The organism is Rhizobium sp. ZPR4, assembly GCF_040215725.1.
Classification (GTDB): domain Bacteria; phylum Pseudomonadota; class Alphaproteobacteria; order Rhizobiales; family Rhizobiaceae; genus Rhizobium; species Rhizobium rhizogenes_D.
In genome coordinates, this window is the sequence record NZ_CP157968.1 from 676,667 (window position 1) to 692,740 (window position 16,074).

Here is a 16,074-nt window from a genome sequence, read left to right on the forward strand (position 1 = left end):
TGATGTCTTTTATTGATTCTCTTGATCCGTCCCGAGGGTGACGGGCCAATCTATTCACGAATTGCCTGCGAAGAGGAGGCGAGGTCGGTTTCGATGAAAATGCAGGATCTGTCAGCCGTCTGCAGCAGCGTGTCGGCCACGCTGCCGTAAGACAGGCTGCCACTGGCTCTCTTGCTCACGCCAAGCACGATCAGATTATATCCGCCGCCGCGCGCATGCCGCAGGATCGAGAGTTCAGGGGACGGTCCCTGCTGCACGACTTTTTCGACTTGCACGCCATAATAATCTGCAATGGCGCCGACCTTGTTCAGAATATCCCGATGGTCGTTGCCGCGATCGCTGATGCGCGGGATGGCGCTGGCCTGACGCGGCTCTATGATCAACAAAAGCGCGCAGTGGGCATTTGCCGCCTTGGCGATTGCAATCCCGAATTCGGCGGCGCGGATGGAACGCTCCGTGCCACTGACGGGAAGTAGGATCCGCAGATCCCTGGGATGCTCCGGAAGCGAACCGCGTGCCGTTATGATCGTGGGAGTTCCCTGGAATGCCGATGTCATGACCTGCAGCGACGGGCTGAAGCGGCCATCTTCTCCCATGGAGGGTTCTATGCCTGCCAGGAGAAGATCGTGGCCGGTGCCGGAGACGTCTTCGAGCACAGTTTCGAGCTTGTCGCTCTTTTCTCGGACTGTGACATGGATATCGCCTTCGCTGGCCATGTCCTGTTCAGGCGGGGCCGACGCAAGCAGGTCGGTTGCGCATTGGCGCAGGTCTTCGGCAATAGTTTTGGCTTGCGAAGCTGGTAGCGCGGTTCTCGTAGCATCGGGCGCGTCTGCGGTCTCATCGGCCTCCCGTGTATCCAGCACTGTGACCGGCATCTTGCGCGTCACGGTAAAGAAGGCGGCGATCCAGGTTGCAAGACGGCTGCTTTGCGAGCCGTCGATGGCCAGCAGGATGCGTTCGAAATTTCCGAGAAAGCTCTCGCTTTCGAATTGTTCGCGCTCCAGACGATCGCGCTCCTCTTCGCGCAGCGGCAGGCGTGCGAGTGCCCAGCGAAGCGTCGGCGGCATCGCCATCGTGGTGATGACGGCCATGGCGACGATGACGGAGAAGAGTTTTTCGTCCAGCACGCCGACGGATAGGCCTATGGTCGCGACGATCACTTCCGTCGATCCCCTGGCGTTCATGCCGCAACCGAGCGCCAGGGCCTCGGATGCCGAATAGCCGCCAAACCTGGCGGCGGCAAAAGCGCCTCCGAACTTGCCGATGCTGGCTATGACGACGACGGCAGCCGTCAGCAGCAGGATGGAGGGATCGGCAAGCACGGTAAGGTCGGTCTGCAGGCCGGTCAGCCCGAAGAAGACCGGCATGAACAGCGCCGTCGTCAAGCCGCGGAGCTGCACGTCGATTTGTCGGGTGAGGATCGGAGACTCTCCAACGAGAATGCCGGCGACGAAGGCGCCGAGCACGGTATGGACGCCGATCACGTTGGTGATGATGGCCATGCCGCCCATGATCGCAATGATGGCGCTGAGCACTGGCAGGTCGCTGCGGAAATTGTCGTTGGTCCAGCGAATGATCTCAAAGACGATCCGCCGCCCCACCGTGAAGCTAACCGCCATGAAGGCCAGCGTGCCGATCACGCTGGTTGCCAGCGTCGTGAGATCGACGGTCCCTTTTTCCGCAAGTCCGAAGGTTATGGCGATGATGACCCATCCGACCGTATCGTCGATGATGGCGGAAGCGACGATCAGCTGGCCGATGTTCCGGCGCATGAAGTCCATCTCGCGGACGACGGAGGCGACGATCTTCACCGAAGAGATGGAAAGCGCGGTACCAAGAAAGAGAGATGTGACCAGCCGCTTTTCGGGATCGGGAAGCAGCGCGTCCGGAATAAGCTCGCCGAGCGCGAAGCCGGCGGCAAAGGGAATGACGATGCCGGTCAGCGAGACGCCGGCCGCCGATTTGCGCAGGCGTTTTGCAAGGCCGAGATCGGTTTCCATACCCGCGAGCAGCAGGAGAAAGAGGATACCGAGCTGACCGATCGCATCAGCCATGCTCTTCTGCGCTTCATTCGACGGGAAAATGCTTGCCTGCACGCCGGGGAAGATCAGGCCCAGAAGCGAAGGACCGAGAATGATGCCGGCGATGATCTGGCCCATGATCGATGGCTGGCCGATGCGTACCATCAATTCGCCAAGCAACCGGCCCGAAACCACCAGAAGGATGATCTGGACCAGAAATAGCCCTTCCGAAGGGTGACCGGCCTTCTGTCCCTCTGCCGCGAAGGCAGTTTGTGCGATCGACAGCGACAGGGTTGCGGCAATGAGAATGATGAAGGCGCTTGACGGAAATGATTTCAGAAAATTCGGACGTGACGGCATGGACTGTTCCCACTGAGCAGCAGGAAAAACGCGCCAGCGGCTTTGCCGTTCCAGATTTTATCGCTGGTTGCAGCCTCGGATAACCCGGCGTCGGGTTTCGGCCGTGAGCATGGTCCGCCGCTCGCATGGCGACGGACCCTGGCTGGTCGGAACGATCAGACCCGTTCCAGCGCGATGGCAATGCCCTGGCCGACGCCGATGCACATGGTCGACAGCGAGTAGCGTCCGCCGGTCTCCTTCAGCTCCAGAGCAGCGGTACCGGTGATGCGGGCACCCGACATGCCGAGCGGATGGCCGAGCGCGATGGCGCCGCCGTTGCGGTTGACGCGGGCATCGTCATCGGCAATGCCAAGTTCGCGCAGCACGGCAAGCCCTTGCGACGCGAAGGCTTCGTTGAGTTCGATGACGTCGAACTGGTCCTGGCGCATGCCGAGCCGGGCCATCAGCTTGCGCGAGGCAGGAACCGGGCCGATGCCCATGATGCGCGGAGGGACGCCTGCGGCAGCGCCGCCAAGGATACGGGCTATCGGCGTCAGACCGTATTTTTTGGCTGCCGCTTCGGATGCGATGATGAGTGCCGCTGCGCCGTCATTGACACCGGAGGCGTTGCCGGCCGTTACCGTGCCGCCTTCCTTCTTGAAGGGCGTGCCGAGTTTGGCAAGCGCCTCCATCGAGGTCGCACGCGGATGCTCGTCCTTGCCGACGATCACGGGCTCGCCCTTGCGCTGCGGGATCGTGACCGAGGTAATTTCCTTGGCAAGCCGGCCGTTTTCCTGCGCCGCGGCTGCCTTCGCCTGTGAGCGGACGGCAAAGGCGTCCTGATCTTCGCGGCTGACCTTATAATCTTCGGCGACGTTCTCGCCGGTCTCCGGCATGGAGTCGACGCCATATTGCTTCTTCATGACAGGATTGATGAAGCGCCAGCCGATGGTGGTGTCATAGATCTCGGCGTTGCGCGAAAAGGCGTTTTCGGCCTTGGGAATGACGAAGGGTGCCCGCGACATGCTTTCGACGCCGCCTGCGATCATCAATTCAGCTTCGCCGGCACGGATGGCACGGGCGGCTGTAATAACGGCATCCATGCCCGAGCCGCAGAGCCGGTTGATCGTCGTGCCCGGCGCCGAGATAGGCAGGCCGGCAAGCAGGCTTGCCATGCGCGCGACATTGCGATTGTCCTCACCGGCCTGGTTGGCGCAGCCGTAGATCACGTCGTCGATAGCTTCCCAATCGACAGAGCCGTTGCGCTCGATCAGCGCCTTCAACGGTACGGCGCCGAGGTCGTCAGCACGAACGGAGGCCAGCGATCCGCCGAAACGGCCGATCGGGGTGCGGATATAGTCACAGATGAAAGCGTCGGTCATGATCTTCTCCCTACTGCAAGTCGCGCAAAATCTACGGCGATTACGATAACGACCTGCGAATTATTATAAGCTTAAAGCATATCGGGCGAATCTGAAAGATCGCAACGTGTCTTAGAGCGTCGGCACGACGAGGTCGGCAACGGGGCGGTCTGTATGGAGCGGCGCACCGGTCATCGCCTGCAGCTCGTCCATCGTCATCGCAGCGAGTTTCTCACGCACGACGAAACCTTGCCTGCCAATGTCGATGACTGCATGGCTCGTATAGACCCGGGTGATGCAGCCGACGCCGGTCAGCGGGAAAGTGCAGGCTTCCACCAGTTTCGGCTTACCGTCCTTGGTCACATGTTCGGTGATGACGAAAACCTGCTTGGCGCCGTGCACCAGGTCCATGGCGCCGCCGACGGCAGGTACACCCTTCGAGCCGACGCGCCAGTTGGCGAGGTCGCCATTCTCAGCCACCTGATAGGCGCCGAGGATCGCGACATCCAGATGGCCGCCGCGTACCATGGCGAAGCTATCGGCGTGGTGAAAGAAGGAGGCGCCGGGCTTCAGCGTCACGGCCTTCTTGCCGGCGTTGATCAGGTCCCAATCTTCCTCACCCTCCGCGGGCGGCTCGCCGAAATTCAGGATGCCGTTTTCGGTGTGGAAGATGGCCTGACGACCCGGAGGCTGGTAGCGGGCCACCATTTCCGGAAAGCCGATGCCGAGGTTAACATAGGCGCCATCCTGGATATCCTGAGCCGCGCGCCAGGCGATCTGGGCGTTAGAAAGCTTGATGTCTTCGCGTGTGTCGATGGTCATACGTATGCCACTCCGGCTCGAATGAGATTTTCTTCCTGCTGCGGATCGGCGACTTCCACGACGCCGTTGACGAAGATGCCGGGGGTAATGATATGCTCGGGATCGAGCTCGCTGGCAGCGACGATTTTCGAGACCTGCGCGATCGTCCTGGTCGCGGCCATGCACATCAGCGGATTAAAGTTGCGACCGGCCTTGTTGTAGATGAGGTTGCCCTGCACATCGCCGACTTCAGCCTTGACGATGGCGAAATCCGCCTTGAGCCAGCGTTCCTGAACATAGTGGCGGCCGTCGAATTCCGCGATGACCTTGCCGTTGGCAAGTTCGGTGCCGTAGGCGGTCGGGGTGTAGAACGCCGGAATGCCCGCACCGCCGGCACGGATACGTTCGGCGAGCGTCCCCTGCGGCACCAGTTCCAGCTCGATTTCGCCGGCCAGGTAGCGGTCGGTGAACGCGCGCGGATCGGATGAGCGCGGGAAAGAGCAGATCATCTTCCTGACCATGCCCGCATCGATCATCGCAGCAATGCCGATACGCCCGTTGCCGGCATTGTTGTTGATGACGGTCAGGTTCTTCGGACCTTTGTCGATCAGCGCATGGATGAGCTCGATCGGCGCGCCGGAACCACCAAAACCGCCGATCATCACGGTCGCGCCATCGCCAATGTCCGCGACGGCGGCCGCCGTGCTCGCGATTGTCTTGTCCATGCGGATTCTCCCCTTTGCCATTGCGGGCGGATTGAGACGACCCGTCCTCTTCCTTTCGAATAGATCAGCATGGGCTAGGCGGCAATCATTTTGTGCGTTATTTGATATTTGTTCATATATCGCACAAAATGAATGCGAATTGGGAGGCCAGGGTTCCGGTACTAACGGGAAGACGGCCAACTTGCCGCTCGATCATTTATTGTCAGTTGATATTGCTTCAACCAAATGAGGCTTGATCAATCACGGATTAACAATAGCTTGCAAGCCGACGACTGCCGGGCTCCTAGCCATGACTGATCTCGAGCGTGAAGAAGACGGGATGCCTGATTTTACAAACCGGTCACTGCGTATTTTGGCTCGCGCCGACCGCCAGCAGCGTATGAAACGGACTTAACTCACATCTCATATCCACGGTTCAAACGTCCGGCCAGTGTCGGTCCGACGCGTCCGGCGACGCAAACGCCTTTGCGAAATATTTTCCTTCGGAGCTTCAAAAGATGCACTTTGAATTGCAATCGATCCCTCGGCTTCGCCGCTCGTTCCTGAAGGGCTTCCTCGGAGGCACCGCGATCCTCACGGCGTCGTCCGGCTACGCGAAAGAAAAGCCGGGCTCTCCTATTCATCGCGTTGTCTTCCAGGTAGACAGCAATGACGAGACCTTGATGAAGCACGCTGTCGGCGGTGCGGTCAACATTTCGCATAATTACGGCCAGCTAAACGAACCCTATGCCGTTGAGATTGTCGCCAACGCAGCCGGAATAGCCATGTTCAGAAGCGATATCTCACCCGTCGGTGAAACGCTAAGTATGCTGCGTAAAGCAATCCCGACCTTGAGACTGTCGATGTGCGGCTCTTCAAAAGTGATTGCTGAGCAGAAGGAAGGACGCGAGCTACCGCTCATCGATGGCGTCGTGGTCGTCCCGTTCGGTGTTGTTCGGCTCGTCGAGCTTCAAGAGAAAGGCTGGAGCTATATTCATGCCTAACAGCAAGAAAACTGCAGTCCTCGGCAAAATAGACAGGCGGACGGCACTCGCGTCTTTGCTTTTCCTTTTGACGGCCAGATCGTCCAGCGCCGTTTCCAGGTCATTCGATGACCCTCCGGTGCTAGAGACTGTTCGCAGTCAATTCACCATGATGGCACCCCCGCAAAAGATGCCCGATGTGCGTCTGCCATTGCTGAACGGCAAGCTCGGATTGCTCACTGCCCGCCCTGGTGAAGTCCTCTTGCTGAATATATGGGCGAGCTGGTGCGTCAACTGCAGGGATGACCTGCGACAACTCGCAGAGCTTGCCCGACAACGACGGCGCGGGATTTCGGTCCAGACGGTCAGTGTCGATACGATCGAGGCCGATAGGGTGCGCGATTTCGTCGAGGAGCTTCGCGTTGGCGACCTGCCTATATTCCTGGATCGTTCGGGGATCCTCAGCGGCCACGCGGAAGGAACACAGGCGCTCTTGCCGGCCTTTGGGATGCCGATAACGTTTCTGATCCGGCCCGACGCGATTATCGCGGGATACATCACCGGAAGCCCGGACTGGTCGAGCAAAGCAGCCTCCGATCTGATTTCCTACTATATGTAGCGAACACGCTGTCGCCAGACGTCGAGGTCAGCTTTCCTGAAGAGGAGGAGGGTGTCGGCTGCCGCGGCGCCGGAAGAACGCTTGGCAATAGCGGCAACTCACACAGTTTTTGGTCAGCTGGCGTCGATAGATCCGCGGCGCCGGATTTATGCTGGCAGATCAATTGGATCAAAGTGACCAAAACAAAATGATGCACACTGTGGATTTCGCAGGAAAAACAGTGTTGGAATCTGCGCTATGGACACAACAAAAGTGTGGGATCAGATGCGCGAAACGGATTTCGTCAGCGGCTTTGCCAAGGGACTGAGAGTCATCGAAGCCTTTGGCGAGACACGGCAGCGCCTGACGATTGCCGAAGCATCGAAGCTGACCGGGCTCGATCGTGCCACCGTTCGCCGTTCCCTTCTGACGCTCTCCGAACTCGGCTACGCCGTCTATGATGGGAAATTCTTCACGCTGACGCCGAAGATCCTCCGGCTCGGCCATGCCTATCTTGCCGCGACGCCGCTGCCGATCATCATCCAGCCGCATCTCGATCAGCTGGCCGAGCGCGCCGGGCAGAATGCTTCGGCTTCGGTGCTCGACGGAACGGAAGTCGTCTATATCGCCCGCGCTTCGCAGCGCCGGGTGATGTCGATCAACCTGACGCCGGGCAGCCGTCTCCCGGCCTTCTGTGCCTCGATGGGCCGCGTCCTGCTGGCGGCCTTGCCGGAAAGCGAGGCGCGTTCGGTGCTTGAGCGGACCGAGCTCAAGGCGAATACGCCGAATACCAGGACCGATCCGGAAGAGCTGATGGCCGAATTCCGCCGGGTGAGAGGCCAAGGCTATGCCGTCATCGACCAGGAGCTGGAAATCGGGCTCTGCTCGATCGCCGTGCCAGTCGAAAACGATCGCGGCCAGATCGTAGCGGCGATCAATATCGGTGCACCAGCCGCCTATGTCGCGGGTTCCGACATGGCCGAGCGCTTTTTGCCGCTGCTGAAGGAGACGCAAAAGGCGCTGCGGCTGGTGCTGCCTTAATGCCTAGAGGCCTAACTTCCCCCGTTCCTCGATGCGCCAGGCACGGGGTGTCTGGCCGGTCTGCTTGACGAAGAAGCGCGAGAAATAGGCGGGATCGGCAAAGCCGAGGCGATAGCTGATTTCCTGCACCGTCGCGAAGGTGAAGACCAGTTCCCTCTTTGCTTCGTCCAGCAGCTTGCGGGTAATCAGCTCGTGGGCGCCGTGCCCTGTCCGGCTGCGCACGATGCGGCTGAGATGGGCAGGAGAAATGCCGAGGCTTTCGGCATAGAAGGCGGCTGGCTTGTGCGAACGGAAATGGCGTTGGATGAGGCCCTGCAGCATTTCCATCCGGCGCTCGCTCTCGTCGCCCGGATTGGATTCTTCATCCGCCTTTTGGGCGATGCGTGCCGTCAGCAGCAATGCCGAGGTCAGATAGGCATCGAGCAGGTCGTTGCGGCCGTTGCGGTGACTGGCAAATTCGTCACCCAGGCGTCTCAGCGTGCTGGCGACGTGGGCTGCGTCTTCGTCGCGGCTGTCGAGCAAGGTCAGATGCGGATCGGCAAGCCATGCTCCGAGCCGGCTGCGATCACCCGGAGATGCCTTCAGATGCGAGATCAGCACCGTGATGACGAACCCGTCTATATCGCGCGAAAACCGGAAGCCGTGATTGAGGTGCGGCGGCACGGTGATGACGGCGGGTGGCGTAAAAGCATGCGGAACGCCATCGAAGATCGCGTCGCCGGAGCCGGCATCGATGTACAAAATCTGAAAGAAGCTCTCATGCCGGTGCGGGCGGATTTCCCAGTGATGGAGGCTGCTGCGGGAGGGGATGGTCTCGCAATGCAGCCAGAAATCGGGCTTTCTGCCGGTATTTTCACCGTAGAGCTCATAGGTCGGCACGTTTTTCGTCATGGCTCTCCTCCTTCGCCATGTTCGATTTGTGCAATTTCATGACCGAATTGTCCATTGCGGATCGATCATGCGCCGAAGAGACTTGAGGCAGGAAATACGCATGGGAGGAGACGATGCGCACTCAAGTCGCCATTATCGGTTCGGGACCGTCGGGACTGCTGCTCGGCCAGCTGCTGACGGAGGCCGGCATCGACAATGTCATTCTCGACCGTGTCGGCAAGGATTATATCCTCGGCCGCGTGCGCGCCGGCGTTTTGGAGGAAGGCACGGTCCGCTTGCTGGACGAGGCGAAAGCCGCCGCGCGGCTCCATGCGGAGGGCTTGCCGCATGATGGCTTCTCGCTCGCCTTCGATGGCCGCGACCATCGCATCGACCTTCATGGTCTCACCGGCGGCAATCGGGTCGTCATCTACGGCCAGACAGAGATGACCCGAGACCTGATGGCTCGCCGCGAGGAAAGCGGTGCTGCGACCATCTATAACGCTGCCAATGTCCAGCCGCACGGCTTCGATGGCGATACGCCCTATCTGACCTATGAAAAGGACGGTGTTTCCCACCGTATCGATTGCGATTTCATTGCCGGCTGCGACGGCTTTCATGGTGCCAGCCGCAAAGCAGTTCCTGAAAAGGCGGTTCGCAGCTTCGAGAAGGTCTATCCCTTCGGCTGGCTCGGCGTGCTCGCCGACGTGGCGCCGGTCAATCACGAACTGATCTATGCCAACCATCCTCGCGGCTTTGCGCTCTGCTCGATGCGGTCGATGACGCGCAGCCGCTACTATATCCAATGTCCGCTCGACGAGAAGGTCGAGGACTGGAGCGACGACCGCTTCTGGGACGAGCTGCGCCGTCGACTGCCCCCTCATCATGCCGAGGCTTTGGTCACGGCGCCGTCCTTCGAGAAGTCGATCGCGCCGCTGCGCTCCTTCGTCGCCGAACCCATGCGCTTCGGCCGTCTGTTCCTCGTCGGCGACGCCGCGCACATCGTGCCGCCAACCGGCGCCAAGGGGCTCAATCTGGCGGCGAGTGACGTGCATTACCTGTTTTCGGGTCTTGCCGAGCATTATCAGGATCGCTCGAATGCAGGATTGGAGGCCTACTCTGCCCGTGCGCTCGCCCGCGTCTGGAAGGCGGTGCGCTTCTCCTGGTGGATGACGACGATGATGCATCGCTTCCCCGATACCAGCGATTTCGACCAGAAGATCCAGGAAGCCGAGCTCGATTATCTCACCCATTCGCGCGCCGCTTCGACGGCACTTGCCGAAAATTATGTCGGCCTGCCGTTCTGATGAGGCTTTAGAGCTTCTTGGCGACCTCGCTTGCCGCTTCCCGGATCGTCTGCATCAGGATCGATAATGGCAGGCTGAGCACGGCATGGGTGCGAACGGTCAAGCCAACCGGTCCCTTTGTCTCGCTGGTGTCGATCGGCAGCAACGCCAGCAGCCCATCATCGACATCGCCGGCAACGACGCCGGCCGAGATGATCCAGATGGCATCGCTCGAGCGGACGAAGGCGCGGCCGAACGAGTCGGAGACGGTTTCAATCTGGTTGGGCAGTCCGCCGGAGCCGTTGGCGATCAGGAAGCTCTCGACGAAGGGACGGATGATCGAGCCGCGTGTCGGCATGAGGATCGTGTAGCGGTTGAGATCGGAAAACATCGACTGCCTGTCGGAAAGCAAGGGATGACCGGCCCTGACCGCAAAGACGACCTGTTCGGAATAGAGGTGCTCGAAGGAAAAGCCGGTCATCTTGTCGGGGCTTGCCAATCGGCCGACGACGAGATCGAGATCGCCGACGCGCAGTTGCTCCAGCAACACGGAGTTCTCGCCGGTCACGATCTTGATGCGGCTCCAGGTCTCCTCCTTGAGAAACAGGTCCATCGCGCGGGGCATGATCCGCGTCGAGACCGTCGGCAGCGCGCCGACGCGGATCGCTGGTGCTTCGCCGGAGCGCTCCTGCGAGACGGAATCCAGGCCTTGCCGAAGCGCCGTCAGCGCGGCACCGGCATGGCGGAGAAAGACTTCGCCGTAGCGGGTAATGCGGATGCCGCGTCCGTCGCGTTCGAAAACGGCGACACCGAGTGCTTCTTCCAGCTCGCGGATCGTCTTCGTCACTGCCGGCTGGCTGATATTCAGCAGTCCGGCGGCCTTGATCACGCTTTTCTGGCGCGCAACCTCGACAAAGGTCTGCAGATGGCGGAACTTGATGCGCGCGTCGAGCATGCTCACTCATAACCCTAGAGTTATCGTAGAGCAAAGAAATATCATTTTACCTAACCAGATTATACATCCAATCTCGTGCCCGAGGAGATTTCCAGTGCAGTTTGCCCGTATCAACGACGTCACGATCCACTATCAGATCATCGGTGGTCCCGCCGACAAGCCTGTTCTCGTCTTTGCCAATTCGCTCGGCACCGATTTCCGGATCTGGCGGGATGTGATCGTGCGGCTCGCCGGCGATTTCGCCATCGTGCTCTACGACAAGCGCGGCCATGGCCTCTCCGATCTTGGCCAGATGCCCTATTCCATTGAGGATCATGCGACCGACCTTGCCGGCCTGCTCGATTTCCTTTCGATCAAGAATGCCATCATTTGCGGGCTTTCGGTCGGCGGACTGGTCGCCCAGTCGCTCTATCAGCGTCGCCCGGATCTGGTGCGGGCGCTGATCCTCTGCGACACCGCCCACAAGATCGGCACGGCCGAAAGCTGGAATGCCCGCATCGCCAAGGTCGAGGCTGATGGCATCGAGTCCATCGTCGATTCCATCATGGAGCGCTGGTTCACGCCCGCCTTCCGCCGCCCGGAAAACATCGCCTTTGCCGGCTATTGCAACATGCTGATCCGCCAGCCGGTTGCAGGCTATGCCGCCACCTGCGCGGCGCTTCGGGATGCCGATCTCACCGAAGCCGCGAGCAAGATCGCGGTGCCTACCATCTGCATCGTCGGCGATCAGGATGGTTCCACTCCGCCGGAGCTCGTGCTTTCGACGGCAAAGCTCATCCCGAATGCGCGTTATGAAGTGATCAAGGACGCCGGCCATATCCCCTGCGTCGAACAACCCGAGGCGTTGACCGAAGTCATCCGTGCCTTCGTCGACGTCGTCCTGCGTGGAGAACAAGCCTGATGAATGACCCCACCGCGCCGTCCGAGCGTTATCTGCAAGGCATGGCGACGCGCCGCGCCGTGCTCGGCGATGGCCATGTCGATCGCGCCCAGCAGGCTGTGACGGAGTTCGACCAGCCTTTTCAGGAGCTCATCACCGAAGCGGCTTGGGGGCATGTTTGGTCACGCCCGACGCTCAGCCGGCGTGAGCGCTCCATCGTGACGATCGCGCTTCTGGCCGCACTTGGTCAGGATGATGAGGTGGCCATGCATGTACGCGCCACGCGCAACACCGGCGCGACGCGTAACGACATCTGCGAGGCGCTTCTGCATGTGGCGATCTATGCCGGCGTGCCGGCGGCAAACCATGCGATCAAGATCGCCAAGCAGGTTTTTGAACAGATGGACGCCGAACAGGCGGCATGAAGCGAGGCAGACATGTCCGATAGAAGCAACAGCAAGCCCGAGACCGGCGCCTTTTTCGCGAGAGACCGCGCCTGGCATCCGCCGGCCTTTGCGCCCGGCTACAAGACCTCCGTGCTGCGCTCGCCGCAGCGCGCATTGCTGTCGCTCGACGGCACCATCTCGGAGATCACCGGGCCGGTCTTTGGCCATTCCATATTGAACGAACTCGACAACGACCTGATCCATAATTTTGCCAAGCCCGGCGAGAGCGCCATCGGAGAGCGGATCATCGTCCACGGCCGCGTGCTTGACGAGCGCGGCCGGTCGGTGCCGGGTGTCCTGCTCGAATTCTGGCAGGCCAACGCTGGCGGGCGTTACCGCCACAAAAAGGAAACCTATCTCGCCGCCATCGACCCGAATTTCGGCGGCTGCGGCCGCGCCATCACCGATGACGAAGGGCGCTACGCCTTCCGCACCATCCGCCCCGGCGCCTATCCCTGGCCGAATGGCGTCAACGACTGGCGCCCGGCGCATATCCATTTCTCCGTCTTCGGCCATGGCTTTGCGCAGCGGCTGATCACGCAAATGTATTTCGAGGGCGATCCGATGATCTGGAAATGTCCGATCGTCGGCACGATCCCCGACAGACAGGCGATCGAGCAGCTGATCGCGCCGCTCGACTGGGGTAACACGATCCCGATGGATGCTCGCGCCTATAAATTCGATATCGTGCTGCGCGGTCGCCGGTCGACCCTGTTCGAAAACCGGCTGGAGGGCAATTGATGGTACAGGAACTCGGCTATCTCAAGGAAACGCCGTCGCAGACGGCAGGGCCTTACGTCCACATCGGCCTGACGCCGAACTATAGCGAGATCGGTGGCGTCTACGAAACCGATCTCGGCTCCACCATGGTCAACGACAAGACGCTCGGCGAGCGCATCACGATAACGGGCAGGGTGCTCGACGGTGCAGGAGCGCCGGTCAAGGACGCCGTCCTGGAAATCTGGCAGGCCGACAGCGCCGGCTTCTACAACAGCCCCTCGGAGCTGCGGGGCACTGCCGATCCGAATTTCACCGGCTGGGGGCGCTGCCCGACCAATTCGGCCGATGGCGTTTTTCGTTTCGAGACCATCAAACCCGGCCGTGTTCCCTTCAAGGACGGCCGCAAGATGGCGCCGCACATCACTGTCTGGATCGTGGCGCGCGGTATCAATATCGGCTTGCACACGCGGATGTATTTTCCGGAAGAAGCTGCCGCCAATGCGGAAGATCCTTTGCTTGCCCGCATCGAACACAAGGAGCGTTTGGCAACGCTGATCGCCCGCAAGGAAGGCTCCGTTTACACCTTCGACGTCCATTTGCAGGGCGACAAGGAAACGGTTTTCCTCGATATATAAGCCATGAGCGTTTCTCCCTTCGACCATCCTTTTCTATCCGGCCTTCTCGGTGACGAGGAGATTGCGGCGTATTTTTCCGCCAAGGCCGACATCCGCGCCATGCTGGCCTTCGAAGCCGCGCTTGCCGAGGTCGAGGCGCGGCATGGGTTGATCCCGAAGGCAGCGGCTGCTCGTATCGCCGAAGTCTGCGCGACTTTTGAACCGGATCTGCAAAGCCTGAGGACGGCGACGGGCTCTGATGGCGTCGTCGTCCCCGATCTTGTCAGGCAGCTGCGCAAGGCCGTCGGCGAGGATGCAGGCAAGCATGTCCACTTCGGCGCCACCAGCCAGGATGTCATCGATACCAGCCTGATGATGCGGCTGAAGGCGGCGGCATTTATCCTGAGCGGCCGCCTCTTCGCCGTATCATCCGCGCTTGCCAAACTGGATGAGCGTTTCGGATCGAACAGGCTGATGGGTCGCACCCGGATGCAGGCGGCGATTGCGATCACGGTGTCCGATCGGCTGCAGGCGTGGCAGCATCCGCTCGATCAGTATCGGGACCGGCTGACGCAGGAGACTTTCCCGCTGCAGTTCGGCGGTGCGGCGGGTACGCTTGAAAAGTTCGGGCCGCAAGCGGCCGAAATCAGGAGCTCGCTGGCACAGGCGCTCGGCCTGACGGACGAGCCGCAGTGGCAGAGCCAAAGGGGGCGCATTGCCGAACTTGCCGGGCTCTTGTCCATGATCTCGGGCAGTCTCGGCAAGATCGGCCAGGATGTCGCACTTCTGGCGCAGGTGGGCGACGAGATCGAGCTTGCCGGCGGCGGTGGCTCGTCGGCGATGCCGCACAAACAAAACCCGGTTGCGGCCGAAACGCTGGTCACGCTTGCCCGCTTCAATGCGGTGCAGCTTTCGGGCATTCACCACTCGCTCGTGCACGAGCAGGAGCGTTCGGGTGCTGCCTGGACATTGGAATGGCTGCTCTTGCCGCCTATGGTGGTGACAACGGCGGTGTCGCTGCGCCATGCCCTGCAATTGATCGGCATGATCAAGCGTCTGGGAACTGCAGCGGAGTAGGATATTTACCGCTAATCATAACCGAATAAGTATGGATGGAAGGTTTTATTTCATTTTACATCACCTTTTCCTATGAGAAATTGGCGATGATCAGGATTTAAACGATCAAGGGCGGCACAAGAAACGGCTGCCGGGAGGAGAAAAAATGAAACGGTTTGTGTTGGCCGCCATTGCGGCCGTTGCTCTTGGCGGTGCCGCCTATGCCGATACCATCAAGGTCGGCGTCATCGGCCCGTTCTCCGGTCCGTTCGCGCTGCAGGGCAAGAATTTCAAGGCCGGCATCGACGCCTATATGGCAATGAACGGCAAGAAGGTCGGCAACGACGAGGTGGAGGTGATCTATCGCGATTTGCCTGCGGCTGATCCGGCCCAATCAAAGTCGCTCGCCCAGGAACTTGTCGTCAAGGAGAAGGTGCAGTATCTCGCCGGCTTCTACTTCACGCCGGATGCGATGGCCGTGACGCCGATCCTCAAGCAGGCCAATGTGCCGATGGTGATCTTCAACGCCGCGACCTCGGCGATCGTCACCAAGAGCCCGCTCGTCGTGCGCACTTCCTTTACCACCTGGCAGACCTCGACGCCGATCGCCAAGGTCGCCTTTGACGCAGGCGTGAAGAAGGTCATCTCCGTCGTCAGCGATTACGGTCCGGGCGTCGATGCCGAAAATGCCTTCAAGGCCGGTTTCGAGAAGCAGGGCGGCCAGGTGGTCCAGGCGATCCGCATGCCGCTATCGACCAACGACTTCAGCCCGATCATGCAGCGCATCAAGGATTCCGGCGCGCAGGGCGTCTTCGCCTTCCTGCCGTCAGGCCCGACGACGCTCGGCTTCGTCAAGGCCTATAATGAGAACGGCTTGAAGTCGGCTGGCATCAAGCTGTTTGCGCCCGGCGACCTCACGCAGGAATCCGATCTGCCGGCGCTTGGCGACGCGGCACTCGGGATGCAGACGACCTTCCACTATGCGATTTCGCATGACTCAGCCGAAAACAAGGCTTTCGTCGCAGCTGCCGGCAAGGCGATCGGTAATCCTGCCGAACTGACTTTCCCGGCCGTCGGCGCCTTTGATGGCATGCATGTCATCTACAAGATGATCGAAGCGACGGGCGGCAAACAGGATGCGCAGAAGGCAGTCGATGCCGTGAAGGGTCTGTCCTGGGTCAGCCCGCGCGGTCCGGTCACCATCGATCCGGAAAGCCGGCATATCACGCAGAACATCTATCTGCGCGAAGTCGCCAAGGATAGCGACGGCAAGTACTACAACAAGGAAATCCAGACCTTCGAGAAGCAGGGCGATCCCGGCCTTGCCGCCGCGAAGTAAGCGCTCCTGAACCTGAAGCCCCTGATCGGAATCTCCGTTCAGGGGCGTGACAGCGGCGGT

Annotated in this window: 16 protein-coding genes; 10 read left to right on the forward strand and 6 right to left on the reverse strand. The window is 60.5% G+C overall.

From position 1 onward, the window contains the following. Nucleotides 1–50: 50 nt before the first annotated feature. The 4 genes from ABOK31_RS22680 to ABOK31_RS22695 all read right to left on the reverse strand — a co-directional run bounded on the left by ABOK31_RS22680 (nt 51) and on the right by ABOK31_RS22695 (nt 5,247). Nucleotides 51–2,381, reverse strand: coding sequence for a cation:proton antiporter (locus ABOK31_RS22680; RefSeq protein WP_349960978.1), 2,331 nt, complete (start codon nt 2,379–2,381; stop codon nt 51–53). A gap of 155 nt (nt 2,382–2,536) precedes the next feature. Further along, nucleotides 2,537–3,742 (reverse strand): 3-oxoadipyl-CoA thiolase, encoded by a 1,206-nt coding sequence (pcaF, locus tag ABOK31_RS22685; RefSeq protein WP_349960980.1) that lies wholly within the window; start codon nt 3,740–3,742, stop codon nt 2,537–2,539. 111 nt (nt 3,743–3,853) lie between these two features. Beyond that, complete coding sequence (locus ABOK31_RS22690) at nt 3,854–4,543, reverse strand: CoA transferase subunit B (RefSeq protein WP_174181790.1); 690 nt, start codon at nt 4,541–4,543, stop codon at nt 3,854–3,856. After that, on the reverse strand, nt 4,540–5,247 hold the full coding sequence (locus tag ABOK31_RS22695) for a 3-oxoacid CoA-transferase subunit A (RefSeq protein ID WP_349960981.1): 708 nt from the start codon (nt 5,245–5,247) through the stop codon (nt 4,540–4,542). Before ABOK31_RS22695 ends, ABOK31_RS22690 begins: the two co-directional genes overlap by 4 nt. Nucleotides 5,248–5,744: 497 nt before the next feature. On the opposite strand from ABOK31_RS22695, the gene ABOK31_RS22700 reads away from it, so the two are divergent. From ABOK31_RS22700 to ABOK31_RS22710, 3 genes are all read left to right on the forward strand, one after another. Further along, entirely contained in the window at nt 5,745–6,230 is a 486-nt protein-coding gene (locus ABOK31_RS22700) for a hypothetical protein (RefSeq protein WP_174181794.1), read from the forward strand. Nucleotides 6,231–6,378: 148 nt separating this feature from the next. Beyond that, on the forward strand, nt 6,379–6,828 hold the full coding sequence (locus ABOK31_RS22705; protein ID WP_349960982.1) for a TlpA disulfide reductase family protein: 450 nt from the start codon (nt 6,379–6,381) through the stop codon (nt 6,826–6,828). Nucleotides 6,829–7,092: 264 nt separating this feature from the next. Continuing rightward, on the forward strand, nt 7,093–7,848 hold the full coding sequence (locus ABOK31_RS22710; RefSeq protein WP_349961265.1) for an IclR family transcriptional regulator: 756 nt from the start codon (nt 7,093–7,095) through the stop codon (nt 7,846–7,848). A gap of 3 nt (nt 7,849–7,851) precedes the next feature. Here ABOK31_RS22710 and ABOK31_RS22715 read toward each other — a convergent pair whose 3' ends face one another. Beyond that, nucleotides 7,852–8,739: a helix-turn-helix domain-containing protein gene (locus ABOK31_RS22715; RefSeq protein WP_349960984.1), complete on the reverse strand. Its 888-nt coding sequence runs from the start codon at nt 8,737–8,739 to the stop codon at nt 7,852–7,854. Between the two features lie 113 nt (nt 8,740–8,852). On the opposite strand from ABOK31_RS22715, the gene pobA reads away from it, so the two are divergent. Further along, a complete protein-coding gene (pobA, locus tag ABOK31_RS22720; protein ID WP_349960986.1) occupies nt 8,853–10,025 on the forward strand; it encodes a 4-hydroxybenzoate 3-monooxygenase in 1,173 nt (390 codons plus the stop codon). 7 nt (nt 10,026–10,032) lie between these two features. Here pobA and pcaQ read toward each other — a convergent pair whose 3' ends face one another. Beyond that, on the reverse strand, nt 10,033–10,959 hold the full coding sequence (gene pcaQ / locus ABOK31_RS22725) for a pca operon transcription factor PcaQ (protein WP_349961266.1): 927 nt from the start codon (nt 10,957–10,959) through the stop codon (nt 10,033–10,035). A gap of 94 nt (nt 10,960–11,053) precedes the next feature. On the opposite strand from pcaQ, the gene pcaD reads away from it, so the two are divergent. From pcaD to ABOK31_RS22755, 6 genes are all read left to right on the forward strand, one after another. Continuing rightward, entirely contained in the window at nt 11,054–11,860 is an 807-nt protein-coding gene (pcaD, locus tag ABOK31_RS22730; protein WP_349960988.1) for a 3-oxoadipate enol-lactonase, read from the forward strand. Beyond that, nucleotides 11,860–12,264, forward strand: a complete 405-nt coding sequence (gene pcaC, locus ABOK31_RS22735) for a 4-carboxymuconolactone decarboxylase (RefSeq protein ID WP_174181804.1) — start codon at nt 11,860–11,862, stop codon at nt 12,262–12,264. The genes pcaD and pcaC overlap by 1 nt, the downstream gene beginning before the upstream one ends. Nucleotides 12,265–12,276: 12 nt before the next feature. Further along, nucleotides 12,277–13,026, forward strand: a complete 750-nt coding sequence (gene pcaH / locus ABOK31_RS22740) for a protocatechuate 3,4-dioxygenase subunit beta (protein WP_174181806.1) — start codon at nt 12,277–12,279, stop codon at nt 13,024–13,026. Continuing rightward, nucleotides 13,026–13,640 carry a protocatechuate 3,4-dioxygenase subunit alpha gene (gene pcaG / locus ABOK31_RS22745; RefSeq protein WP_349960989.1) on the forward strand — a complete coding sequence of 205 codons (615 nt, stop codon included), beginning with the start codon at nt 13,026–13,028 and terminating at the stop codon, nt 13,638–13,640. The genes pcaH and pcaG overlap by 1 nt, the downstream gene beginning before the upstream one ends. A 3-nt stretch (nt 13,641–13,643) precedes the next feature. Beyond that, complete coding sequence (locus ABOK31_RS22750) at nt 13,644–14,696, forward strand: 3-carboxy-cis,cis-muconate cycloisomerase (RefSeq protein WP_349960991.1); 1,053 nt, start codon at nt 13,644–13,646, stop codon at nt 14,694–14,696. A gap of 145 nt (nt 14,697–14,841) precedes the next feature. After that, nucleotides 14,842–16,014, forward strand: a complete 1,173-nt coding sequence (locus ABOK31_RS22755) for an ABC transporter substrate-binding protein (protein WP_349960993.1) — start codon at nt 14,842–14,844, stop codon at nt 16,012–16,014. Nucleotides 16,015–16,074: the final 60 nt, after the last annotated feature.

Coding starts and splice junctions, on each gene's coding strand:
- pcaC (WP_174181804.1), top strand. CDS start 11,860: ATGAATGACCCCACCGCGCCGTCCGAGCGTTATCTGCAAGGCATGGCG.
- ABOK31_RS22715 (WP_349960984.1), bottom strand. CDS start 8,739: ATGACGAAAAACGTGCCGACCTATGAGCTCTACGGTGAAAATACCGGC.
- ABOK31_RS22710 (WP_349961265.1), top strand. CDS start 7,093: ATGCGCGAAACGGATTTCGTCAGCGGCTTTGCCAAGGGACTGAGAGTC.
- pcaH (WP_174181806.1), top strand. CDS start 12,277: ATGTCCGATAGAAGCAACAGCAAGCCCGAGACCGGCGCCTTTTTCGCG.
- ABOK31_RS22700 (WP_174181794.1), top strand. CDS start 5,745: ATGCACTTTGAATTGCAATCGATCCCTCGGCTTCGCCGCTCGTTCCTG.
- ABOK31_RS22695 (WP_349960981.1), bottom strand. CDS start 5,247: ATGGACAAGACAATCGCGAGCACGGCGGCCGCCGTCGCGGACATTGGC.
- pcaQ (WP_349961266.1), bottom strand. CDS start 10,959: ATGCTCGACGCGCGCATCAAGTTCCGCCATCTGCAGACCTTTGTCGAG.
- ABOK31_RS22705 (WP_349960982.1), top strand. CDS start 6,379: ATGATGGCACCCCCGCAAAAGATGCCCGATGTGCGTCTGCCATTGCTG.
- ABOK31_RS22755 (WP_349960993.1), top strand. CDS start 14,842: ATGAAACGGTTTGTGTTGGCCGCCATTGCGGCCGTTGCTCTTGGCGGT.
- ABOK31_RS22680 (WP_349960978.1), bottom strand. CDS start 2,381: ATGCCGTCACGTCCGAATTTTCTGAAATCATTTCCGTCAAGCGCCTTC.
- pobA (WP_349960986.1), top strand. CDS start 8,853: ATGCGCACTCAAGTCGCCATTATCGGTTCGGGACCGTCGGGACTGCTG.
- ABOK31_RS22750 (WP_349960991.1), top strand. CDS start 13,644: ATGAGCGTTTCTCCCTTCGACCATCCTTTTCTATCCGGCCTTCTCGGT.
- pcaF (WP_349960980.1), bottom strand. CDS start 3,742: ATGACCGACGCTTTCATCTGTGACTATATCCGCACCCCGATCGGCCGT.
- ABOK31_RS22690 (WP_174181790.1), bottom strand. CDS start 4,543: ATGACCATCGACACACGCGAAGACATCAAGCTTTCTAACGCCCAGATC.
- pcaG (WP_349960989.1), top strand. CDS start 13,026: ATGGTACAGGAACTCGGCTATCTCAAGGAAACGCCGTCGCAGACGGCA.